The following is a 24,421-nucleotide window of genomic DNA, read 5'->3' as shown; positions in this document are numbered from 1 at the left end:
TCGCTTAAGTGGGTGTGAGCTTCTGGCAGGCCTCGGCAATGCGATTGCAGGCTTCCGCCAGTTCGTCCTGTTTTATCGCATAGGACATTCTCAGATGGCCAGGGCTGCCGAAAATGCCTCCCGGCACGACGGCAACATGCGCCTCCTGCATCAGGTAGCGGCTGACATCGTCGTCGGTTGCGATGACCTTGCCATTAGGCTGCTTCATACCAACAGCCGGTGTGCAGCGTGGGAAAAGATAGAAGGCGCCTTCAGGAGTTGCGCAGTCGAACATTCGGGTGGCGCGCAGTTTCTCAACGAAAAACAGCGAGCGATCGCGAAATGAACGACACCGCTCGGCAAGATAATCGTCCGGACCGGTTAGGGCTGCGAGCACGGCCGCCTGCGAGATTGAAGATGCGCAGGATGTCGACTGGCCCTGAACGACCGCCATGTTTCCGATCAGGGACTGCGGACCGACGCCCCAGCCGATACGCCAGCCGGTCATGGCATAGGCTTTAGATGCTCCATCCACGACGAGCATCCTGTCCCTGAGGTCGGGAGCTGCGTCGCGCAAGCTGACAAAGGGAGAGTAGCTGATTTCGCGATAGATTTCGTCACTCATAACTCCGACGTGCGGATGGCGCCCTAGGACATCCGCCAGCGCACTCAGTTCATCTCGCCGATAGACGGCCCCTGAGGGATTGCCGGGATTATTGAGGAGCAGCCAACGGGTTCGTTTCGTGATCGCGCTCTCGAGCTGTTCAGGAGTGATCTTCAATCCGGTATCTGCTGTCTGCACCACAATCGCGCGGCCGCCGGAGATCCGCACCACATCCATGTAAGTGGTCCAGAAGGGCGCCGCGAAAATGACCTCGTCACCAGCATCCAACGTTGCCATCAAGGCATTGAAGATGATCTGTTTCGCTCCGGTCCCGACCAGCACTTCCTTTTCGGTTGCGTCATGACGCTTTCCGATGGCCGTGCGCAATTCGGCGGTGCCTGAATTGGCGGTGTAACGCGTCTTGCCGTCTCGTGCCGCTTGAAACGCTGCGTCCACGACATGTTCGGGAGTAGGGAAGTCTGGCTCGCCGACCCCCAGATCAATGATGTAGTTTCCTTCTGCCCGCAATTGCGCGGCTGCTTCGGAAATCCGCACGATGCCCGACACCTCGATCCCGTTGAGCCGGTCTGCACGGGAAAATGGTCGACGGTTGTTCATGTCAGCCCACCAAAATTTCCGGCGGATTTGCGTCATAGGTTCGGATAATGCTTCGCTTTGGTTCGGCAACTGGATTGTCGAACAACTCGCTCTGTGTCTCTTTGTCCGACAGGAATAGAAACAATCCCGGCTCGTCGCCGAGCGGGTAGGCATCGACCGCATGCCAAGTGCCCTGTTTGAACATTACGCCTTGGCGATCCAGACGAAATGCTCGCAACTTCGTCGGTGTAGGCACGTCTTCCGCCGGCTCGCTTACAACGATAACGGTGGGAGATCCACCAATATGCATGCGGGATTCGGTTACATGGAAGTGTCTCTCAATCTTATGGACCTTGAAGGGCTGCGGCTTGAAGCTGATGAGTTGCAGGATGAGAGGCGCATCGCACTGCCATGGAAATCTATGAACGCTTTTCGTCGGCAGGTCGAAGTCCGGTAGCTCGTGAGGCTGGAAGACACGCCCGAAAGGGGTGAATGCCTCCGGTGTCAACGGTTCGATTTCAATGCCATGAACTGACGTCACGTCTTTACCTCCTCGAAATTTATATAGGGTTCCGGATTGGGCCGGCCTCATTCTCAAGTTAGCAAGCGGCACGTGGCGTCGATATGCGCAAACGCTACACCGGAATGTTGCTCCATGGGCACCTTTGGCAGTGTCAACGCTGGCCGAAGATTTTGGAATGGCGTCGAATATATTCGATCATCATGGTCATCGCCTTTGTCGGCGTCCGGCCGGATCGTGCAATGACATTCGCCTGGTTTTCGGTCAAAAGCGGATGTGCGATCTCGAGCGCTTTCAATTCACCATTGCCGAACTCGGCGGCGACATAGCGTGGGCCGAGAAACGCCACAGCAGTGCCGTTGCAGATGAAGTGGGCGATGGCGCGAGAGGAATTCGAGGAAAAGACGACATTTAGGGGGATGCGTTTGGTATCGGCCAGAAGTTCTGTCGTGCGGCCGAGCCCGAAATTGTTCGGCATCTTGGCGATTGGGTAGGACAGTGCATGAGCCAGCGTGATCGGTTCGCCCGTCTTGGCGAGTTCGTGATCATGGCTGACGAAAAGCTTGATCGGCACGTCAACATGCAGAAACGAGCGGATATAGTTGACCTTCGGAGGGTTATAAACAATGCCGAGATGCGCGATGTCGGACGCGACTTGATCAACTATGTCGCCGACCGAAAGCACGTTTACCGAAAGCTCTATTTTGGGAAAATCTTTGTTGAATGGCTTGACAACGTTGTCGATGAAATCGACCAAGAAGCCCTCTGATACCGAGACATAGACCTTCCCGCGCTTAAGAGCCCGAGTCTCCTCGATACGTTCTTCGAGGATCTCCATAAGCGAGCGGGAAGAATGCCAGTAGTCGAGGAGGAATTGTGCTGCATCAGTCGGCTTGCTGCCGGAGACATCGCGCTCAAACAGTTTTACGCCCATCTCCTCCTCAAGCAGTTTCAATTGCCGCGTCACGACGGAAGGGGCGGTGTTCAACTCATCGGCTGCCCGGCGTATGGAGCCGTGCAGAGCAACATTGTAGAAATAGCGCAGTCGGCGCTCATTGAGTTCCCGCATTCTATCGTCAAGATCCTTTCGTGACAAAGCACCAGAAGTTTTTCCGGCGCCTTCCAGGCAGTCCTATATGTTCCGCGACATGCGGGGATCGAGATAGTCTCGCAGCCCGTCGCCGATGAGATTGATGCTTAGCACGGTGATCGACAGAAACACGGCGGGGAAGAAGATCATGTGGGGATAGATCTGGAAGAAGGTCCGCCCGTCAGCGATGATATTGCCCCAGGTCGGGGTGGACGACGGCGTTCCTGCGCCGATGAAGCTCAGGATCGACTCGACGATAATGGCGGAACCACAGATGAAGGTTCCCTGTACGATCAGCGGGGCCAGAGTGTTGGGCAGGATATGCCTGAAGAGGATGTGGTGGATCGGAGCACCGGACGCTATTGCCGCCTCAACAAAAGGCTGCCCGCGCAAGGTGAAGACGACGGAGCGCATCAGGCGAGTGACGCGCGGTATCTCCGAAATCGTCAACGCGATGATCACGTTTCCGACACTGGCTGTTGTCAGTGCCATCAGGGCGATCGCCAAGAGAACGGCCGGTATCGCCATGAATGCCTCCAGGATACGGCTCATAATGGCATCCACGGATCTGAAGAAACCCGATACGAGGCCGAGAAGGATGCCGCAGGCAAGCGACAGCACGGCTACGGACACGCCGACCAGCAGGGAAACACGCCCGCCTGTAATCACGCGGGCGAAAAGATCGCGACCAAGCGCGTCGGTGCCGAACCAATGGAGGGAGGATGGGGGCTTCAGCCTCCTCAACGGAGAAATAGCATTTGGGTCAACCGTGTGAATGAGCGGTCCGACGAGAGCGATCAGGATCACGCACAGAAGCAGCACTCCACCGACCACTATGGATAGATTCTGGTGCACGAAACGCTGCCAGAGCGCGAAGCGGGAGGGTGTTTTTTCGAGGATTAGGGCCATGGGATCAGTTTCTTATTCTGGGATCGAAAATGGCGTAGCTGATATCCACTAGGAGATTTACTGTTACGTAGATCGCCGAAAGCATAAGCAGCACGCCCTGGATAACCGGATAGTCGCGTTGCAGGATCGCATCGACGAGCAGTCGACCGAGGCCAGGGATGGCAAACACTGTCTCGGTGACAACCACGCCGCCCATTAGGAGCGCAACGCCAATTCCCACGATCGTGGCAATGGGGACTGCGGCATTCCTCAGGGCATGGCGCAATAACACGACATGTTCACTCAGTCCCTTGGAACGGGCAGTGCGGATATAATCCTGCGAAAGCACTTCGATAACGCTCGCCCGCGTAATGCGCGTTATCAGGGCGATATAGACCGTGCTCAGCGAAAGCGCCGGAAGGATAAGATTATAAAACCATCCCGACCAGCTCTTCGCCAAAGGCGTATAGCCTTGAACCGGAAACCAGGCGAGTTTGACCGAGAGGAACCAGATCATCAGATACGCGATGACGAAAACCGGGACGGAAAAACCCAAAATGCCGATTGCCATCGCTATCCGGTCGATTAGGCCTCTAGCGCGCCATGCGGCAAGCGTGCCGAGCGGGACTGCGACTGCTATCGAAATGACGATGGTCAGCGCTGCCAGCGACAAGGTAGGCTCAAGGCGTTGCGCGATCAACGCGGTCACCGGCTTATGGGAGAAAATTGAAATTCCCAGATCTCCTCGGAAAGTATTCCAGAGAAAGATCCCGAGCCGCATGTGGAAAGGTTCGTTTAGGCCGAGCGACTCCCGGATTGCCGCTATGTCGGCGGGCCGCGCCATGTCCCCCGCGATAACCGCTGCCGGATCGCCAGGGGCAAAGTAAAGCAGGAAAAATGCGATCAGCGCAACGAGAAACATGACCGGAAGAGCGGCGAGGATCCGCCGTGCAAGGAAAGATATCATCGGCCTGCTCCAACGTTTGACTCGCTTAAATGAAGCATTTTCTCAGACCTCCTCTTCGGAATAGCCGGCATGTGCCTGAAACGGGTCGAGAGAGGCCGGCCAGTAGGGGTGGCGTTTTTTCGAGTAAGGCAGTGTTGCGAACTGTGTCGAGGCCGATCCGCCGGCATCGACGTAACGCACCTCGGCAGCCAGAGGCCCGAAGCCGGTCAGGAAATGCTGCATCGACTTGACCACGATTATCTTCTTGTCGGTCAATTGGCATCCAAGTGCCGTGAAGGCCTCGGGCGAATGAGTCTGAAGTCTGATCGACGTAAGGACGATGTCAATTCCCGCGCCCCTTACCCAGACCCCGGTTCCGAGGCTCATGCGCCCGCCGCTCAGCGCGGGCTGAGAATGATCCCGCTTGATGCCCATGACGGTGACGCGCAGGTCAATCGGGATTCCGGACTGCGGACCCATCTTGCCACCGAGGCGAAGGTCAAGTTTTCCGCCGAGACCCGTCTCCAGGCACATCTGAACGGCAACGGGATCCCAAAAGCATCCGATAGCCGCATTTTCCACCTTCCTTTGAACCAGGCCGTGCAGAATATTGGTGTTGTCTGCGGCCGCGCCGGCTCCGGCATTATCCGCCACATCGGCGAACACGACTGGCGCCGCGGAGGAGGAGAGGGCTGCGCTGATCGCCTCGTCGACCGTATCGTAGCGCTGGGCCGCGGAATCCCGCATATCCCACAATTGCTCACGAAACCGCCTGGCGGTATCTGTCGCGGCTTTCATATCGTTGTCGGCCACGACGAGCATCTTAGCCCCAACTTCCGCTACGTCAGCCCAGGGAAAGCCATGCCCGAAGGAGACCGAGAGTATTCCGTTTTGGCCTTCCGCCTCAGACATGCGCGTGACGAAGGATCGCATCGGTTCGGTCGGCGGACGCCAAACGCCTATCATCCGGCAGTCTTCCAGCGCCATTACGGGTCTAATCTCTCCGGCGAGTGTCCGGCCAACGAGATCGTAAACCTCTCTTGCCCTTTCGGCGATATCCGTATGGGGGTATTCCTTGAACGCGACGATGATATCCGCATTGGCGCGCATCAATTCCGTCAGGTGGCAGTGAAGGTCTATTTCGACGCCGATCGGCACGGACGATCCGACGATCTCGCGAACCCTTGCGATGACATCGCCCTCGCAATCGTCATAGCCTTCAGCCACCATGGCGCCATGCAGGAACAGCAAGACCTTGTCCACCGGCAACGCTTCCTGGAGGTCCTCCAGAATTTCGTCCCGTAATCCTTCATAGGCGGCTTTTTGGGTCCTCCCGGCGGGAGCCGCGAAAGCGCATATGCTCTCGACAACCTCGTCCCCGTCCGAGGTCGCCAGGCGGCGCCACTCGATCAACGGAATGTTGCCCAGCACCGGCGGGCGCAGTCCTCCGTCGCCGCGGAAATACTCGCGAGTAGTGAACGATTCTCGCACGGATGGAAAAGGCGAAAACGTGTTGGTTTCCGTCGCCAGAGTGGAAATGAAGACTTTCAAACGGATCCTCCCAAAAAACTTGAACCTTCAACGACCTGCCTCAGGAAGCCCACTCACCGTGCCCACGCAGCCGGATCCCATTCTTGACAGATATGGCCGGCCGAGACTTCCCGATATTCGCGCTTGGGCGGAATGTAGTCCGGCGGTCTTATAGGCGAGGGCAGTTCGCGTATCGGAGGTGCGGGGCGCTTGCCGCGCTCGCGCGGCTCTGGGAGAGGAACTGCCGACAATAGCCGCTTCGTGTAGGGATGCGTGGGATTGCCGAAGATCGAGGCTCGAGGCCCGATTTCGACAATCTCTCCGAGATACATCACGGCGACGCGATGACTGACCCGTTCGACCACCGCCATATCGTGGGAGATGAAGAGATAGGAAAGGTTCATCCCCTTCTGGAGGTCGAGCATGAGGTTCACCACCTGCGCTTTGACCGATACGTCAAGCGCCGACACTGCCTCATCCGCGATGATGAGTTTCGGTCGGACAGCCAGAGCGCGTGCGATCGAAATGCGTTGGCGCTGGCCGCCGGAGAATTCATGTGGGAAGCGTCTCATCATATCTGGCAAAAGCCCCACCTCGCGGAGCAATTGGGCAACGCGGTCCTTGGACTCGCGTTTGTTTGTCAGTCCGTGCAGGAGCATCGGCTCAGCGATGGCATCTCCAATTCGTATTCGGGGGTTGAGGCTTGCGTAGGGATCCTGGAAGATCATCTGCATCTTCGTCCGGGCCTTGCGCAGTTCGGCAGCCGAGCATTGCATGAGATCCCGCCCATCGACGACAATTTCGCCGCTCAGCGGGTGCTCGAGCCGCATGATCGACCGCCCGGTCGTGGATTTGCCGCATCCGGATTCCCCAACTATGGACAGGGTTTCGCCGGCCTTCAGATTGAAGGAGATGTTTTCCACCGCGTGAACCCGTCCGCCGAGCCTGCCCATCAAACCATTGTTGATGTCGAAGCGGGTTACGAGATCTCTAACCTCCAGAACGGTTGAAGCCTTCTCTTTTGCCAGTTTGCCAGTGCTAGAAGCCTCCGGCTTTTGCATGGCGAGAGCCTCGTCCTGAAAAGGAAGGCGGAAATGCGCGGGCTCCGATATGCCAGTCATTGATCCGAGCCGTGGCACCGCGGCCAACAGGGTACGCGTGTAATTGTCCTTCGGTTCGTGGAAAATATCCACCGTATCCCCGTGTTCGACAACATTGCCCCGAAACATAACGAGCGTTCGATGTGCAATCTCTGCAACAACGCCCATGTCATGGGTGATGAACAGAATGGACATCTGTTCCTCCGCCTGTAACTGGCGCAACAATTGTAATATCTCGGCTTGGATCGTCACATCCAGTGCCGTGGTCGGTTCATCGGCGATCAGCAGCTTAGGCCGGCAGGCGAGCGCCATGGCGATCATGACGCGCTGGCGCATTCCGCCTGAAAACTGGTGGGGAAAATCATCCAGACGATCTGCGGCGGCCGGTATGCTGACTCGGTCGAAGAGCCGTTTTGTCTCTGCCCGAGCTTCGGAGACGGACATCTTGCGGTGCAGGACGAGCGATTCCGACAACTGCCGGCCTACTGGGAGGACGGGGTTGAGGCTCGTCATCGGTTCCTGAAAGATCATCCCGATCTCTCCGCCGCGCACCTTGCGCATCTCACGCTCCGACAGCAGGGTGAGATCGCGCCCGTGGAGGATGATCTGACCCTTGACTTCGCTCGATCGGGCATCGAGTAGGCGCGTGATGGCGAGGCTGGTTACGCTTTTTCCCGAGCCGCTTTCGCCGACGATGGCAAGGGTTTCGCCTTGATTGACGTCGAACGAGATACCGTTGACCACGCGCGACCGGCCGTGTCCCGACAAAAATGCGACTTCCAAATTCCGAACGGATAATACAGTTTCGACCACGGATGCCCTTTCGATTTTCGTAGTTAAGCCGGAATGGCGGCGCAGGGCACCGCGCGGCCTCTATCGCAATGAACCCCGCCCGCCTTAGGCGTTCTTCTTGACGTTCCAGAACAGCGGGGCAGGCGATTTTATGATGCCGCTTACGGTCTTTCGATAAGCGGTAATCTGGGAACGCTGGCCGAGCGGTACGTAGGGGACGGTCTGAAATGCATGCGCTTCGACTTCGCTTGCGATCTTCTTCCGCTGGTCTTGCGTAGTTGCCTTCATCCAATCCGCCCGCAAAGATTCGAGATCGGCATCATCCGGCCAGCCGGGCCATGCCGCAAGACCATTACCACGCAGCGCGAGATGTTGCGCCGGGCTGAGAAAATCAACCGATCCCGCGCCCGAGACGAGAGCGCTCCAGCCGCCTTTTTCAACTGGTTCCGTTGAATTTCGACGGGTGAAATAGGTTCCAAGATCCATTGTCTGAACTTCGACCGTCATGCCAATCGCGCGCAGAAGCTGCTCGACGACGAGCGTGGCTGAATGAATCCAGGGAATGTCGGTCGCCGAGATGAGGATCACTTTCTCGCCGCCATAACCAGCTTCTTTCAGCATGGCCTTGCCCAATTCCGGATCGCCCTTCATCACGCCCGACCCGGTGCCTGAAGACATAGGGGTGCCGCAGAAGAAGAACGACTTGCAAATTTCGTAATTGCCTTCTCCAACCATGGCGACGAGTACGTCTTCCTGGTTGACAGCGGCCATCACCGCCTGCCGGATCTTCACATTGTTGAAGGGCTTTTGCTGTTGGTTGAAGCGCAGCAATGTGCCCTGATAGGGATCGTAGTCGCCAACCACGACATTGGGATCGCCTTTCAGGAGTTCGACAAGGTTGAGATCGGGTTTTTCGAACCAGTCTATCTCGCCGCGCTTCAGCGCCGCGACCGCGGTCGATTGATCGGGGATGATGATCCACTCGACGCGATTGAAATTGACCTGCTTGCCGCCGGCGAGGCCGCTTGGCGCTTCATTGCGGGGAATATAATCATTGAATTTTTCGTAGACGGCCTTGCTGCCTGGTATCCATTCATCCGGAAGGAAGCGATAGGGGCCGGATCCGGTGGCGTCCGTGATCTGCGTCTTGCTGTCCGTGGCGCCAGCGATGCGTTCGGGCATGATGAAGCATACCGGAGTGGAGGATTTACCGAGCGCCGTATAGATAAGCGGGAAAGCCGATTTCAGCGTGAAGCGGATCGTATTGTCATCCACCGCTTCGAGCTTGTCCGTTGCGTCCAGCAAGGACTGCCCCAGCCCATCCTTTCCGCCCCACCGTTTGATGCTTGCGATGCAATCCTGGGCCCTTACCGGTGCGTCGTCATGGAATTTCAAACCAGGCCGCAGCGTGAACGTATAGACGAGGCCGTCATTGCCTTCCTCCGCCTTGCTCACCATCTGCGGTTGGATTTCGAATTTTTCGTCTTCCGCAAACAGAGTGTCATAGACAAGATAGCCGTGATTGCGAATCGGATATCCGCTCGTGACGATCGGATCTATCGATGACAGATTTCCGGCGGGGACAAACCGCATGACCGTCGGTTTGGATTGCGCCGAAGTTCGATTCGCGCTTGCCGCGAGAACCGCAAGCGCCGCCGTACCATACAAGAATTCACGTCTTGTCCCTGTCATCGTCGTTCCACCCGTTTTTGATTATTGCAGGCTTATCGCTATCGATTGGGGCGATGCCTGCTCTTTCCAGGAAGCGTAAGCAGAATGCGGCGCGGCGTAAAACCGTAAACGGTACACATCGGTGTTGCTCATCGGGCAACACCGGTTCCGGCTCTCAGCGGAAGTTCTCAATCACCCCGCGGCAGGGGAGGCAGGACTTCGTCAGGAATCGGACAATTGTATCCAGCTCCTGCATTGCGGTTCCGGTGTTCCTGTTTCGCCTGGTCCAGCAGATCGGGATCTTGGATTGCGCGCAATGCGGAAGCGGCCATCACCTTGGCAGCCTGCAACATCCCCTTGTGTGCAGCCGGCAGTTTGCCCTGGGAAACGAGCTGCCAGGAATGGAACGCCGTGTTGCGGGCGAAGCTTGCGACCCAGATCTGCGCCAGCGGGATCACGACGGAAACGTCACCCACGTCCGTCGATCCGAGCGAGTTACCAACATGACCCGAAAGCGGAGCTATATCGCCGTCCAGCGCCCGGTTCCGTTGATCTTTCGAATCGGCGAATGCGACAGCCGCCGCCAGATCGCTCTCGTCAAAGTCGGGTGCTCCAAGCGCGGTGAACTGCTCATGCATCATTCTGGTGAGGGCCAGATTCGGTTGATAGGGCGACATTCCCGATTCAATCGAGAATTCGACCTCGGTTCCGCTCATCATCGCCGCTCCGCGTGCTATCTGTTCGACGCGTGCTGCCAAGACTTTCAAGCCCTCGACGGTACGCGATCTGACGATGTAGGCGAGTTCTATTCTGGATTGAACGACGTTTGCGGCAATGCCACCGGCATCGCGATAGGCATAATGGATACGCTCGCCATCCTCCATATGTTCGCGGAGGTAGTTGCAGCCGACATTCATCAGCTCGGCCGCATCGAGAGCACTTCGCCCGAGATGTGGCGTCAGGGCAGCATGAGAGGCATGTCCACGAAAGATCACCCGTATCTGCTGAAAGGCGTTGGTCCGGTTCATGTGGGCGGATGAAGTCGGGCCCGGATGCCATGTGAAGGCGGCATCGAGGTCGTTAAAGACCCCGGCGCGAGCCATGAAAGCCTTTCCGCCGCCACCCTCTTCCGCCGGGCAGGCGTAGTAGCGAATGGTGCCTGGGATGCCCATCGTCTCAAGCATTTCGGCTGCGGCCACCGCGGCAAGTGCCGATCCGGTCCCCAGCAGGTTGTGCCCGCAACCGTGTCCAGGTAGGCCTGGATGAAGAGGCTCCTCTTTCGCCGAGCCCGCCACCTGGCTCATCCCCGCCAAAGCATCGAATTCGCCGAGTAGACCGATCACCGGCTTGCCTTCACCACGTTCAGCGACAAAGGCGGTCGGCAACCCGCCGATGCCGGCAATCACTTCGAATCCCTCCGCCGCCAGCACGTCCATCTGGGCTTTGCTGGAGCGGCGTTCGGCGAACCCCAGTTCGGCAAATTCCCAGATCTCATCGGCCAGGCGGGCATAGCGACCCGCTCTGGAGTTCACGGCCGCGTGAACACCAGCCAGAACATTATCGATCGTCAGCTCATTCATTGCCATGTCTCCTTCATCAGTTAGTTCCCGGCACCGAAATCCTCACGTTGCCTGCCAAGCAACAGGTGCCAGCGCGTGATTTTGGCCTTCGAACGCGAACTCACGCACGAGTGCGCACGGCATGCGTCATACGGTCTAGAATCTCGCTGAGTATCGTTTCCGATGTTGCGAAATTGAGCCTTGCAAAGGCCTCGCCGCCGGTCACGAAAGTTTGCCCAGCGCTCAAGGCCACTTTGGCTTCGCTAAGAAAGAAATCATAAACCGGCGAAGGCAATCCAAGTGCGCGGCAGTCGAGCCAAGCCATGTAGGTGCCCTCGGGTGCATGGACCCTGATCCCTGGCAGGTCCTTCCCCAACCTTTGCATGAGCAGGCCGCGCATTCCGGCGAGATATGACAGTACGTCGTGCTGCCATTGATGGCTGTGTTCCCAAGCTGCGATCGTCGCATCAATGCCCATGACGTGTCCCGGCACAATCACCCTACCGGGGAAGGCCTTGAGATAGAGATCGCGCAGCGCCGCAGTGCCGAAGTGGACAAAGGCGCACTTCAAGCCCGCCGTGTTGAAAGATTTAGCGGCCGAACCCAGAGTGATTGTTCGCCTTCCGATTTCCTCGTCAAGCGAGGCAATGGGAATATGGCGGAACTGATCGAAGGTGATCTCACAATGTACCTCGTCCGAGACGATGAGCAGATCGTGAGCCAGGGCGAGCTTTGCCAGTTTTTCCAAGTCTTGGCGAGCGAGGACGCGTCCCGTTGGATTGTGGGGATTGCATAGCATGAGCAGGCGCGTCTGCGGCCCGATGGTTTTGGCGAGACTGTCAAAATCGATGGACAAACGATTGCCGTCGTCCACGGTTTCGACGCGGGTAAAAAGGCGCCCCGTCGAGACGATCGCGTCCCTAAACGGCGGATAGCACGGCTCTTGGACCGCAATGCCATCGCCCTCTTTAGAAAACGCCAGAACTGTCGTGAAAATGGCTTGCACAAGATCGGAGACAACGACGATATTTTTCGGGTCCGGTCGCCAATCGAATATCCTGCTCATGCGCTCCGCATAGAGCCTAGCCACGGAGTCTGGAGTGCGAGATCCGCTTCTTGCGGGATAACCGTATTGTTGATTGGTCGTTATTCTCGACAAAGCGTCGGCGATCGCCGGCGCGGCAGCATAGTCCATCTCTGCGACAAATGCCGGAAGGACATTTTCTCCATAGCTGGACCACTTGAGATTTCTTCGACGCCGCAGTGCCGCTTCGTCCATCAGGAAATAAGTATTGTCTGGATTGTGTGGCGGAGGAGCAGCGTCGACAGTCTGCATCTGATCAATCCCTTGCACTCAAACCGGAAAACGTCGGTCCCATGGGCGAAGTGCGCATGCCGTCTGCCAGTCGCGTCCACGGCAGGTCATCGGGATCGGCCTTCATCGGTCCTGGCGCCTTGGCGACGAGAATGGCTGCCGCCATCTCCGTGAAATCCGCCCGAAAATGTACCGAGCTCTTGTTGACGAGTATGGATTTTGTTTCCGGTTCAATGCCGGCGATACGATAAAGCACCCTGTCGAACATCTGCGCCTTGGTCGGACTGACGACGATGCTGACACCTCCGATGCGAAGGCAGGCGACACCTCCGAGATCGACCTTATTGCCATGGAACATCGGCCCCTCGAACGTGCATCTCCCATCGCCGATGAAATCGACATGAAACGTGCCTTCGAGAGGAGAATCGCCCTCTACATTTGATGTGCCGCCGAGCGCTATGGTTATATCGGCGCCGACGCCGGCCTCGCATGCCGCCTCGAATGCCGCGGGATCGTAAAATACCCCGATTGCGGCATTGGCCACCCCACAGTCCAGCAAGGCTTTTAGCATACCGGTCGTATTCCCGTCACCGCCTGCACCGGGATTGTCCTGCGTATCTGAGATGATCACCGGCTTCCGTGACTCCGCGTTGATTCGCATGGCCTGTTCCACGGCGTCGTGTGGAGAGAGGAAGTCGACCCGCCAGTGTTTCTCCTCGGCAACTATCATATCGACAAGCGTAGAAACGGCATCTTCAACAGCCCGGCGGTCGCGTCCGTAACCCCAGACGGTCGGCCCGCATTCGGGGAAATCGGCGGCGGGAAAGCCTGGGGCGAAAGACAGAGAGATCACGTCCTCCTTCTGAAGTTCCCGCAGCCTGTCATAGACCCGACGGGCAGGATCGACCAACGTGGACATCCCATTAATCGGAATGAGGAAGGGGAGCCTGCGAAATGCCTTGAACCAGGGCGCGGGTGATGCATGGTAGTCATGGAGCAACTTAAGTACCTTGGCTCCGGTATCCGCCATGTCGAGATGCGGATAGGTCTGGTACGCGATCAGGCCATCTGAAAGATCAACCATCTTAGCAGTTACATTGGCATGCAGGTCCAAGGAAGCGACTAGAGGCACATCCGAGCCAATGATCGCGCGCAGCCTCGCAAGTATTTCACCTTCCCCGTCGTCATGCGCTTCTGTAACCATGGCACCATGGAGATTGATAAAGACGCCGTCATACGAATGCTTCCTTGCCGCTTCGGCAATCTCGCCGAGAATCTGCTCGAAAGCATCCGTCGTCACATGAGCCGATGCGCTGGCGCCACCCCAGATGACCGGGATGAGCTCGTGGCCAGCGGAGAGTGCCGCCTTGATGAAGCCCCCAGCGCCGAGATTGACTTCCTGCAGCTCATAGAGCTCGGCTCCGCGCCTCAGCGTCGGATAGCCTTCCCCTTTCAGGAAATTCCGGTAGTGGGCTTTTGACGGCGCGAAAGTGTTTGTCTCATGTTCAAATCCTGCCACAAGTATGCGCACGATCCTCTCCCAGTTAATGAAGCGAGGAATGGCCTGTATCGATCGATAGGTTTTTACGGAAGCCGCAGCTTGAGGATGCGTGCATTGCCTAGAGAGCAACACCAAGCTCAACGGCACGTGACAAGGGGCTTTCACCGTCAAGGGCGGTCACTTAACGAGGTTCGCCAAAAACTGCCGCGTGCGTTCATTGGACTGGATGTTGAAAAACACATCCGTCCGGTTGATCTCCACGATCTGACCCTTGTCCATGAAGATCACTCTGTCGGCAACGCGCCGCGCAAAGCCCATTTCGTGGGTAACGCAGATCATCGTCATGCCGTCTTTTGCAAGTTCAGTCATGGTATCGAGGACTTCTTTCACCATCTCTGGATCAAGCGCGGAAGTCGGTTCGTCAAACAGCAGAATTTTTGGCTCCATGCAAAGCGCGCGTGCGATGGCCACGCGCTGCTGCTGGCCGCCTGAGAGCTGGCGGGGATATTTAAGCGACTGTTCGGAAATCTGCACGCGTGCGAGATAATACCCGGCGATATCCTCTGCCTGCCGCCGCGATAATCCCCTGACTAGGGTCGGCCCCAGTACGCAGTTTTCCAAAACGCTCAGATGAGGGAACAGGTTGAAGTGCTGAAACACCATTCCGATCTGTTGTTGGGCGATGCGCACTTCCTTCCGCCCATCTGATATTTCGACGCCGTTCACGTAAAGGCGGCCGCTGTCGAAGGGCTCCAGTTGGTTGATGCAACGAATAAGCGTGGACTTGCCGGACCCGGAAGGCCCGCAAATGACGACTTTCTCACCGGTGGATATATCGAGATCGATGCGGTTTAGAACCTGGAAGCTTTCATACCATTTCGAAAGTTCGCGAATCTGCACGGCGCGCGGCTTGTCGAGGCTGGGTATTCCGGTCGCACCCATAACATCACCTTCCATGATCACGGGACAAACGGCGTTCGACCAGCGCGCCGTAACGGGACATGCCAAAACAGAAGCAGAAATAGACGAGGGCCGCGAAAGCATAGCCGGTCGTGCTGATCGTCGGCGCGGCCCATCGGGGATCGATGCGCGCCGCTTCGACGGTCGACAGGAAGTCGAATATTCCGACGACCAGAAGCAGCGAGGTGTCCTTGAACAAACCGATATTGATGCTGACGATATTCGGAACGGCGACCTTGAGAGCTTGCGGCAGAATGACAAGCCCCATCGTCTTCCAGTAGCTCAAGCCCAGTGCCGATGCCGCTTCATATTGGCCTTGGGGGACGGCTTGCAGTCCACCCCGAACAATCTCCGCGAGATAGGCCGCCGCAAAGAAGGAGATGCCGACGAAAGCCCGCACCAGCTTATCCGGATTGAGGTCCGGCGGGAGGAAAAGCGGAAGCATCGTATTCGCCATGAAAAGCACGGTCACTAGGGGGACGCCGCGTGGCAGCTCGATCAATCCGATGCTCAGCCACCGCACCATCACGAGTTGTGAGCGGCGCCCGAGCGCAAGCAATATCCCAACCGGCAAGGCCGTGGCGATACCGACGGTGGCGACAACGATAGTGACCATCAGCCCGCCCCATAGGTTCGTGGGAACATGCCGCAGCCCCACCGCTTCCCAGCCGCTTAAGAAGATAAAGCCGGTCAAGGGGAGGGCGACGATGACGACGGTCAGTCCCAGCCGCCTGAACGGAGCACGTGGCCACAGCAGATATGCGAGGCCAAGACCTCCGGCGAGAAAGACAGTGTTCACACGCCATCGTTGCTCGAGCGGGTAGGAGCCGTAGATGAAGTATTGATAGCGATCGGCAATGAATGCCCAGCATGCACCGACGGCACGCCCATCCTGAGATCGGCATGCCTCTCCGCTGTCGCCCCACCATACCGCGTCGAGCAACAGGAAGCTGGCGAGTTGCCACACCGTGCCAGCAAGAAGGGCAAAGATCAAAATCGATAGAAGAGACTGCCGCCAGTTGGAAAAGAGATTGCGGCTAAGCCAGCTAATCCAGCCTCGTTCGGCGATCGGCGGCGGGTCAGACGGGTAGGGCTCGCTCTGACAATAGGTCAAGGGCAGCAAGGGCTCACGTCGATAGGTACCGGATGACATCAGTTTTCCACGGTCGTAATGCGGTGGTTATAGAGGTTCATCCCGGACGCCGTCAGGAGCGAGATGGCAAGATAAATAGCCATGGTCATGAAGACGATTTCCACTGCCTGGCCGGTCTGGTTCAAAACCGTTCCGGCAAAAATCTGCACAAGATCGGGATAGCCAATTGCCACTGCGAGCGAGGAGTTTTTCAGGAGATTGAGATACTGGTTTGTCAGGGGCGGAATGATGACGCGTATCGCCTGTGGCAAAATCACTTTACGCATTATTTTTCCGGGCGGAAGATGAACCGCACGTGCTGCCTCATACTGTCCCTTTGGTACGGCCGCCAGGCCGGACCGAACCACCTCGGCAATCGACGAGGCGGTATAGAAGACCAGGCCAATGAGCAGTGCTACGAACTCAGGCAATAGCTGCAACCCTCCATCCACGCTAAACCGTCCCATCACCGGCATATCGAATTGCATCGGTGACCGTCCCGTCACCAAAATGACAGTCACGTAGAAAGCCAGGGGCAGGCCAAAGATAATCAGCAGGTTTGCGGAGAAAACTGGAAAACTCCGCCCTGTTTTCGCCCGCCGTATTTTAGAAAAGTGCATGGTCAGACAAACGAGCGACGCCACCGCCGCGGCGACCACGAGCCAGGCAGCGCCGAAATCCTGAAAGACCGGCCGTGGAAGAGCAAGCCCGCGGCGGTTCAGATAAATTAGATTGCCGAAGTGCAGACTTTCCAAGGCTTTCGCTGGGAGCGCCGCCAAGACGGCGTTGTACCAGAACAGAAGCTGGAGAAGTAAAGGTGTGTTTCTGAAGACCTCCACATAAGCGGCGGCCACACGGCTCAGCAACCAGTTGGGCGATCGTCGGGAGATGCCGATGATGAAACCTAAAACAGTTGCGAGAGGAATGGCGATCACGGTGACTCCGACCGTGTTCAGCAGACCGACTAGGAATGCGCGTCCATAGGTCGAAACTGCTCTAAATGGGATAAGGCTCTGACTGATGTCGAAGCCGGCGGTATGGGCGAGGAAGCCGAATCCGGATGCGACCCCCTGCTGGGAAAGGCTCCGGCTAGCATTCCATATCGCACCGCCAACCAAGCAGGCGATCGCGACGAGCAGTATCGCCTGCCACAATATTTCCTTGGCGGTGGCCGTTCGGCCCCGCCTGGACCTCGAGGGTGTCCAGGAGAACATCTAATTTCCCATTGTCTTGATGTTGCGGGCTACCGCTTATGGCCCTCATCGGTCATTTGCCGGGCCAGCCTCCGTCATCGAAGCGGGGGAGCGTATTGCAGGCCCCCCTTGCTCCAAAGAGCATTTAGGCCTCTCGGAATTTTCAAAGGTGAGCTCGTGCCGAGATTTCGGTCGTACATTTCGCCGTAATTGCCCACGGCGCGGATCGCGCGCAGCGCCCAATCCTTGTCCACGCCCAGAAGTTCACCGACGTTGCCCTCTACGCCAAGCAGGCGGCGGATTTCCGGGTTTTCGCTTGTCAGATAGGTATCGACATTGGCGCGGGTGATGCCGTTGTCCTCTGCGATAAGCAAGGCAAAATGAAGCCAGGCAGTGAGATCCGACCATTGGCTATCGCCCTGCAAGACGCCGATCGCCAGCGGCTCCCTCGAGATAATCTCCGGCAGGACGACATGTTTGTCCGGCTCGGCCATCCTGCGACGTTCACCGTAAAGCGCGGAAGAATCGTTTGAATAGCTGTCGCAACGCCCGCTTTCATAGGCTTTTACCGTTTCACTGCTCGTGGCGAAGGTCACCGGCTTGTACTTCATACCTTTGGCTCGGAAGTAGTCCGAGGTGTTCAGTTCGGCCGTCGATCCCTGCGTTAAGCATATGCTGGCGCCGTCGAGCTCGGCTGCAGATGTCAGGCCGCTATCGGCTCTGACGAGAAATCCCTGTCCGTCGTAAAAATCGACGGCGCGAAAATCGAGACCGTTGGCTGTGTCGCGAGAGAGTGTCCAGGTCGTTGTTCGCGCCAGTACATCGACTTGTCCGGCCTGAATTGCTGCAAAGCGGTCCTTGGCCGTCAGGGGAACATATTTGACCTTCGTGGCATCACCAACGGTCGCGGCTGCCAACGCTCGGCAATAGTCCGTGTCCAGCCCCTGCCAGTTGCCGTCCGAATCCGGCAGCGCGAAGCCTGCAAGTCCGGTACCGACGCCACAGACGAGTTCGCCCCGCGCCTTGATCTTGCCCAGCGCGGAATTCTCTTGAGCGCTCGCCCACCCGGAGATAACTACCATCGTCAGCGCGGCCAATGCCGCACTTTTAAAACGAACTTTCACTAGACTTATCCTCCATTTGCGCCTGCTCTCCCGGGCTGGCGCGTCGGCCGCTTTGTTTGAGTAGTGATGACCATGGCCAGACGATACTTCGAAGTTATTGAAAGCTGGGGCTCAAGGAAGAAGCAAAGAGTAATGATGGGTGTTGTCCCCAAGGCAACGCTCGCCATGGTCAACCCTTGCTGACCCGAAACTTCTAAGCATCCGCCGCTTGTCGAGCGCTTCTTCGCCTGGAGCAGTCGAAATCGGCGACTGTGGAAAGACCCGGAGGCGACGATAAAGTCGGCCAAAGCCTTTCTATATGCTGCATCCATCATGACGCTGACCAGGCACATCGCAAGGTCATCATGTATTCTCAGACGGACTCTCAGTGCGATCCTCAGATCGGGAGCGGCCGATTTCGTCGCTTTCCTCAAGATGGTCGGCTCTTCCACCAACGTTGCAGGGCTCCGTGCGATGTGAAATGCCCGCACGTTACCGCAGCAGAACCATCACCCTGCCGATATTGCGCTCAAACGAACGTCTCGGCATCCATCAGGCTCTCTGCTGCTCGCTCGGATGATCACGCCGACGACAGGATCGGGCGGGATATAAACAAATGTGTATTATACACTTTCTTGTTGACGAACTTCCTGCATCTCGGTTATGTGCATATTACACATTGAACAGGTGATGGAAAATCCCTGCGCAGCGAATTTGGACATCCGCGACGCATGTGCGGTCAACAGCAGGGAGCCGCGAGAGATGAACGTCGACGCATCTATATCAGGGAACGACAAGGCAGCGCCGAAGCTTGACTGGCGCATGATGCTGCCCGTTTTTCTCAGCCTAAGCTTCTATGCGGCGAGTGCGGCCGCAGTCTTACCCATTTTGCCATTCTACCTCAAGGAGATGGGGGCGACGCCGCTTATCTTCGGTATAGTGATCGCCACTGAAGCGCTCACTCAGTTTGTCGCGGGACCACTTGTCGGTCAGCTTTCCGACCGGGTGGGACGTAAGAAAATCCTGCTGGCTACGCAGGTGGCTGCATTCATCAGCTTCCTTTTGCTCGTTGTGGCAGAGGCGGTGTTTCCCGCTCTGTTAGCGCGCATTCTGTTCGGCTTTACGGGAGGAACGTTCGCCGCTGCCGCCGCCTACGCCGCAGATCATAGTTCTCCGGCCAACCGCCGGCAGGCCATAGGCATTCTAAATGCCGCCGTCGGGCTTGGCGGCATCCTCGGAGCTGGACTGTCGGGTTATCTGTCCGGCATCTCGCTGACCGTTCCGATTTACGCAGCCATGGCCTTCTCCGCGATGAGCTTCGCCATGACGGCTGCCTGGATCAAAGGCAACCACACAGCATTAAACGGCCTCGATAAGACAGGCGTAAGCCCTGCTCCCTCCGGCAAGACGTCATTCAGATCAATCGTCAGCTCCCCCTTGATCCGAGTGCTGGTGATCGTGCTGCTCTGCTACTTTTTTGCCTATGGTATGTACGGCTCTCAGATCGCAAACTATCTTCAAGCGACCTTTATCAGTGGAGGCAGTTCGTTTGGGCCGCGAGAACTCGGCTACATAATGGCCGCGGACGGTGCGACTAACATCATTGTCCAGTTGTTCCTGCTGCAATGGCTCGGGCGATACTTCACGGAACGCCTGCTGATCGTTCTCATATGCGCCATTGTCGCCGTCGGCTACATCACTGTTGGCTTTGCGATGACGCTTCCGGTCCTTGTCTTTGCCATCCTTTGCGTAAGTGTTGGCGACGCGTTGGCGCGTCCCACCTTCATTTCGGCGCTCTCCGTCCATGCGCCGCGCGGACGTCAAGGGGTCGTGCTGGGAACTGCCCAATCGCTGCTTGCTGCTACGGAGGCTGTCTCTCCTGTAATCGCCGGCTTCCTCATTGGCCGGGCACTCTATGGTGTCTGGACCGGCGCGATCATCGCTTTCGTTGCGATTGCCGCAGCGATCGCCTGGACAAGACTACCGCCCACTGACCCGGAGGCAGAGGGGCAGGCGAGCGAATAAGCATACGGTTGCCGCGCCAATGGCAGCTCCTCATCGCACTCGGCTCGAGAGACCCAATCAATGACACGCCAGGACATCTTGGAAAACAGAATCGGTATGCACAGCCCGCGGGAGGTATGGTGATGAGTTCCGTTGCGCATGATGCGCTCTTTCAGATCTATTCACGGGCGCTGGTCGTTCCGTTCGTTATCAGGCGCTCGATGAGGACATTAAAATTCCTCTTGTTCGCCGCGTTGGTCCTCTCGGGCTGTACACACACGCCAGATCGCGCTTTCGACGCCGTTGAGGCCGACAATGCTTTGATAGCGGGATATGGTGAAATCCGCGCCTTCCGCTATTCCCCGCGCAACGAAGCGCTTGCAAAGCATCGCGACTGGATGGTTAAGACCCAGTCCGACTACAAAAACATACTGATGATCTCCGGTGGGGGCGGCAGCGGCGCTTTCGGTGTTGGCGCACTCGCGGGGTGGACTGCAACGAAGACGCGCCCGAGTTTTGATGTCGTAACCGGCGTCAGCACAGGCGCCTTGATTGCGCCATACGCTTTCCTGGGTCCTGCTTACGACGAGACACTGGTGCATCTGTTTACCGGCGGTGTCGCTCAGGAGCTTGTCGCAGTCAACGGTCCCTTTGGGGTGTTCGGCTCAAGCCTGCTCGAGCCGGGGCCGCTCAAACGACATGTCGATCGCTCCATAACGCCGAAGGTCCTCAACCAGGTCGCTGTCGAACACCGGAACGGTCGGCGGCTGCTTGTTCTCACGACAAACCTCGACACCCAACGTGGCGTGATTTGGAACATGGGCGCCATCGCTGCGAGCGGAAACCCGGATGCGCTGGAGCTGTTTAGAGACGTCATCGTTGCCTCCGCAAGCGTCCCAGGCGTCTTTCCTCCGGTCATGATCCGGGCAACATCAAATGGGCGTCAGTTTCAGGAGTTGCATTCCGATGGAGGATCAACTTCTCAGATCCTTACATCGCCTCTTCTAGTCGAAAACGCACTATTTTCCGAGGAAACCGTTCCGAAAAAAGTCAATCTATATGTGATCGTCAATAACGCGCTCATTCCCGAGTTCAACCTCACGCCGAACAGGACAGTGTCGTCCCTGGGCCGAGCATACTCGACCTTTTTGAAGTCTCAGGCGCAGAGCGAATTAACTGCGCTTTACAACCACGCCCGCCGCACAGGAGCGAATTTCAATGTTGCATCAATCGATGTGCAGATTCCCTATTCGATGCTTAATCCACTCGACAAGAATTATATGCAGGCTGTTTACAGCCTTGGCTATGAGCAGGCGACCTCCGGGAGATTGTGGAAGGATACGCCAATCTTTCCGTTGAAGTTGCTACAGCCTGTTTCGCAGTGATTTTCGTCATCAAGACAAGCGGGCGTCTCTCGTCACGCTCTCATATGGCGCCTCGTCAGATGAACCGCTCACTGATCTGCCAACCACAAATGTGCGCCCTGCCCTTTAACCCTGACATGCGCCTGCCTGTTTAGACGAGTGCATGATTCACATCAAAAGCGAGCCTTCAATGACAGACGAAGCTGATGTCCGGCGCCTGGCGGGGAAGAAACTGCAGAGTTTGCTTCCGATCTTCGCGATCGTTGTCGTGGATACCGCGAGTGCAGGTCTCATCCTGCCTCTTCTACCATTTTACGCGCAAGAGTTCGGTGCGACGCCGCTGACGATTGGATTTCTGTTCGCGAGCTTTGCCATTTGCGAATTTCTTGCTGGGCCTATCTTGGGGAACGCCTCCGACAGATTCGGGCGCAAACGGTTGCTTTTATTCAGTCAGATCGGCACATGTGCAAGCTTTCTTTTGCTTGCCGCGGCGCCCGACCTTTTTGTTGTTTTCCTGGCCCGCATCCTCGGTGGTTTGTCAGCGGGCAACGTCGCCATAGCTATCGCTTATGTCGCGGATAGGACCGAAGCTAAAACCCGCCGACAAGCAATCGGGTTCGTTAGCGCGGCAATGGGTTTGGGCACCATGGTCGGTCCAGCTCTTGGTGGAGCACTCGCCCCGATCGGACTGGCAATTCCATTCTTGGTTGCTGCGGGGCTATCCCTTGCCAGCATCGTAGCGACTTCCACTCTCCTTCCTGCGAGTGATCGGGTTTGGTCCCGCACCCAATTCGAAAGCCCAGCCTTCCGGAAAGAAAAACGTCGGACCCATCGAGCACGTTGTGGCAAAGAATCCCTGGACGACAATGCAATCGGCGTGGCACGGTTCTCTTTGCCGAGATTTTGTCGTGAGATCGCTGATCTAATAGCGCTTCCCAATGCCAAGGCGCTTCTAACAGCACTTGCCATACTGTACCTCGCGTTCAGCCTGTTCGCTTCACAACTCGCGCTGGTGCTTCAAGCGCGATACCAGTGGGGTGGCGAGCCATTTGGCCCGACCGAGATCGGGCTCCTGTTCACCGCGGCTGGTGCGACAAACATTTTGATTCAGGTTGTGGTAGTGCGCGCCATCAGGACAACGTTCCATGAGCGAACGCTGGCCGCAGCGTCGTTCGCGTTGCTCGCGGTCGGTTTCGCCCTCATCGGTTTCGGCGATACGATCCCTGGCCTGGCCGTGGGCGTCTTTACAGCCGCGTCGGGCCTGGCGCTGGCAAGGCCGACACTCGTTGCCGCACTGACACTAATTGTGCCCACCGGCTCTCAGGGTGTCGCGATGGGTATGGCGCAATCGCTTGCTTCCCTCATCAACATCATCGGGCCGATCGCCGGCGGACTTTTGATCCAGCAACAAAATTACAGCGGCTGGGCCTTAGTCTTAGTCGCGCTCGCGTTCACGGGGGTCGCCGCAGTCGGATTGCTTTCTCTTTTTCCAGAAAAGTCCAATCCAACAGAAGGATGACGCTCACGACCGGCTCAGGTTGCCCGTGCTGACCCGTCCGCTGAGCACGACGGCATCGCATCGGCTTTCACTCATCCAACAGGAGAACGAAATGTCACATCCCCGCCTCTGCTGGGCAACCATCCAACTGTGTTTTCGACCGATTGCATCTGCCCTCCTTTCATTGTCGCTGCTATCGGTTTTTGGCTGCGCGGCTGTGCCGCTTGAACAGGCGAATTCGCTGACGTCCTACGAAAGCTTGACATCACACAACGGGCGATTGACCAAAGCGAACTATAAAGTCTCGTCAGGGGATCTCGGCGCCATTAAAACGATCTACATCGCGCCAACGATGGTGTCGGGCGCAGCAGTGCATTCCATCAAGAATCCTTCCGATCGAGCCCTGGTGGCGAATGTAATAAGCCGTGCCCTCTGCGTCGGTGTGAGTGACCATTTCGAGGTAGTCCGCAGCAAGGAGGATGCGGACCTCATTGTTCACGCAACCATTACCCAAATCGTGCCAACGAACGCCACAATGGCCGGTCTGTCTACAGCGACGTCGCTCGGAGCTAGCGTCTTTTCGTCGGTGCCCGTTCCGAGGTTGCCCATGGGGCTTGGAGGCCTTTCCGTGGAGGCCGAAGCCACGACGAGAGAAGGGAAGCAGGTGGGAGCGATGGTATGGGCTAAAGGAGCGAACTTCATGACCACCAGCGCGCGAGTTTCGCAGATTGGCGACGCCTATTCACTTGGAGCGAGCTTCGGAGGTGATTTTTCCAAGATGCTCGTCACCGGAAAGTCACCGTTCAAGGCGCTGCCCAAAATCCCGTCCGGGCAAAGAATCAAGTCGGGCCTTGGCGGAAAGCCGAAATACCCTGCTTGCGACCTCTTTGGCCGGTCACCCGGACTCAAGGACTTCGCAGCCTCACAGGTCGGGATGCCGCCGTCGTGGACTGACAAGCAGCGTCCGACAGGAGGCCAATAGAAAGCAAGAACGAACATCGCGAGGCCTGCCTGCCGCTTGCGGTTATATTTGAAGGCCTTATCGGGCGCTGAGCCGGCTAGCATTCAGACCATT

The 24,421-nt window shown here is 57.3% G+C and carries 19 protein-coding genes and 1 pseudogene; 5 read left to right on the top strand and 15 right to left on the bottom strand.

Going from position 1 to position 24,421, the window contains the following annotated elements; all coding sequences use genetic code 11:
- Positions 1-4: 4 nt before the first annotated feature.
- The 15 genes from C5L10_RS22000 to C5L10_RS21930 form a co-directional block, all read right to left on the bottom strand.
- Entirely contained in the window at positions 5-1,201 is a 1,197-nt protein-coding gene (locus C5L10_RS22000) for a pyridoxal phosphate-dependent aminotransferase (protein WP_105431397.1), read from the bottom strand.
- Between the two features lies 1 nt (position 1,202).
- Complete coding sequence (locus C5L10_RS21995) at positions 1,203-1,721, bottom strand: ureidoglycolate lyase (protein WP_172717112.1); 519 nt, start codon at positions 1,719-1,721, stop codon at positions 1,203-1,205.
- A gap of 133 nt (positions 1,722-1,854) precedes the next feature.
- A complete protein-coding gene (locus C5L10_RS21990) occupies positions 1,855-2,769 on the bottom strand; it encodes a LysR family transcriptional regulator (protein WP_105431395.1) in 915 nt (304 codons plus the stop codon).
- A 63-nt stretch (positions 2,770-2,832) separates the two neighbouring features.
- Positions 2,833-3,699, bottom strand: a complete 867-nt coding sequence (locus C5L10_RS21985) for an ABC transporter permease (RefSeq protein ID WP_105431394.1) — start codon at positions 3,697-3,699, stop codon at positions 2,833-2,835.
- A gap of 4 nt (positions 3,700-3,703) precedes the next feature.
- Entirely contained in the window at positions 3,704-4,645 is a 942-nt protein-coding gene (locus C5L10_RS21980) for an ABC transporter permease (RefSeq protein ID WP_105431393.1), read from the bottom strand.
- A gap of 42 nt (positions 4,646-4,687) precedes the next feature.
- A complete protein-coding gene (locus C5L10_RS21975) occupies positions 4,688-6,175 on the bottom strand; it encodes a M81 family metallopeptidase (RefSeq protein WP_105431392.1) in 1,488 nt (495 codons plus the stop codon).
- A 53-nt stretch (positions 6,176-6,228) separates the two neighbouring features.
- On the bottom strand, positions 6,229-8,067 hold the full coding sequence (locus tag C5L10_RS21970; protein WP_105431391.1) for an ABC transporter ATP-binding protein: 1,839 nt from the start codon (positions 8,065-8,067) through the stop codon (positions 6,229-6,231).
- 84 nt (positions 8,068-8,151) lie between these two features.
- Positions 8,152-9,738: an ABC transporter substrate-binding protein gene (locus C5L10_RS21965; RefSeq protein ID WP_105431390.1), complete on the bottom strand. Its 1,587-nt coding sequence runs from the start codon at positions 9,736-9,738 to the stop codon at positions 8,152-8,154.
- Between the two features lie 167 nt (positions 9,739-9,905).
- Positions 9,906-11,297 carry an amidohydrolase gene (locus C5L10_RS21960; protein ID WP_205837080.1) on the bottom strand — a complete coding sequence of 464 codons (1,392 nt, stop codon included), beginning with the start codon at positions 11,295-11,297 and terminating at the stop codon, positions 9,906-9,908.
- 100 nt (positions 11,298-11,397) lie between these two features.
- Positions 11,398-12,612 (bottom strand): MalY/PatB family protein, encoded by a 1,215-nt coding sequence (locus C5L10_RS21955; RefSeq protein ID WP_105431388.1) that lies wholly within the window; start codon positions 12,610-12,612, stop codon positions 11,398-11,400.
- 4 nt (positions 12,613-12,616) lie between these two features.
- Positions 12,617-14,125, bottom strand: coding sequence for a M81 family metallopeptidase (locus tag C5L10_RS21950; RefSeq protein ID WP_205837082.1), 1,509 nt, complete (start codon positions 14,123-14,125; stop codon positions 12,617-12,619).
- A gap of 144 nt (positions 14,126-14,269) precedes the next feature.
- The gene (locus C5L10_RS21945; RefSeq protein ID WP_105431386.1) at positions 14,270-15,034 is read right to left on the bottom strand and encodes an amino acid ABC transporter ATP-binding protein; all 765 of its coding nucleotides are present in this window, start codon (positions 15,032-15,034) and stop codon (positions 14,270-14,272) included.
- Positions 15,035-15,038: 4 nt separating this feature from the next.
- Positions 15,039-16,205 carry an amino acid ABC transporter permease gene (locus C5L10_RS21940; RefSeq protein WP_105431385.1) on the bottom strand — a complete coding sequence of 389 codons (1,167 nt, stop codon included), beginning with the start codon at positions 16,203-16,205 and terminating at the stop codon, positions 15,039-15,041.
- A complete protein-coding gene (locus tag C5L10_RS21935) occupies positions 16,205-17,398 on the bottom strand; it encodes an amino acid ABC transporter permease (RefSeq protein ID WP_105431384.1) in 1,194 nt (397 codons plus the stop codon). Before C5L10_RS21935 ends, C5L10_RS21940 begins: the two co-directional genes overlap by 1 nt.
- Before the next feature lie 74 nt (positions 17,399-17,472).
- On the bottom strand, positions 17,473-18,459 hold the full coding sequence (locus tag C5L10_RS21930; protein WP_105431447.1) for an amino acid ABC transporter substrate-binding protein: 987 nt from the start codon (positions 18,457-18,459) through the stop codon (positions 17,473-17,475).
- 249 nt (positions 18,460-18,708) lie between these two features.
- Between C5L10_RS21930 and C5L10_RS21925 the strand changes: the two are divergent.
- The 5 genes and pseudogenes from C5L10_RS21925 to C5L10_RS21905 all read left to right on the top strand — a co-directional run.
- Positions 18,709-18,846: pseudogene (locus C5L10_RS21925) on the top strand (IS5/IS1182 family transposase); the annotation flags it as partial.
- Positions 18,847-19,242: 396 nt separating this feature from the next.
- The gene (locus tag C5L10_RS21920) at positions 19,243-20,505 is read left to right on the top strand and encodes an MFS transporter (protein ID WP_105431446.1); all 1,263 of its coding nucleotides are present in this window, start codon (positions 19,243-19,245) and stop codon (positions 20,503-20,505) included.
- A gap of 122 nt (positions 20,506-20,627) precedes the next feature.
- The gene (locus tag C5L10_RS21915; RefSeq protein ID WP_371411968.1) at positions 20,628-21,869 is read left to right on the top strand and encodes a patatin-like phospholipase family protein; all 1,242 of its coding nucleotides are present in this window, start codon (positions 20,628-20,630) and stop codon (positions 21,867-21,869) included.
- A gap of 169 nt (positions 21,870-22,038) precedes the next feature.
- Positions 22,039-23,367: an MFS transporter gene (locus C5L10_RS21910; protein ID WP_172717111.1), complete on the top strand. Its 1,329-nt coding sequence runs from the start codon at positions 22,039-22,041 to the stop codon at positions 23,365-23,367.
- Between the two features lie 91 nt (positions 23,368-23,458).
- Positions 23,459-24,328: a DUF3313 domain-containing protein gene (locus C5L10_RS21905; protein ID WP_105431382.1), complete on the top strand. Its 870-nt coding sequence runs from the start codon at positions 23,459-23,461 to the stop codon at positions 24,326-24,328.
- Positions 24,329-24,421 lie beyond the last annotated feature (93 nt).

It is taken from the genome of Neorhizobium sp. T6_25, assembly GCF_002968555.1.
Classification (GTDB): Bacteria; Pseudomonadota; Alphaproteobacteria; order Rhizobiales; family Rhizobiaceae; genus Neorhizobium.
The sequence above is the reverse complement of the archived record's forward strand: the minus strand, read 5'-3'. Positions and strand labels throughout refer to the sequence as shown.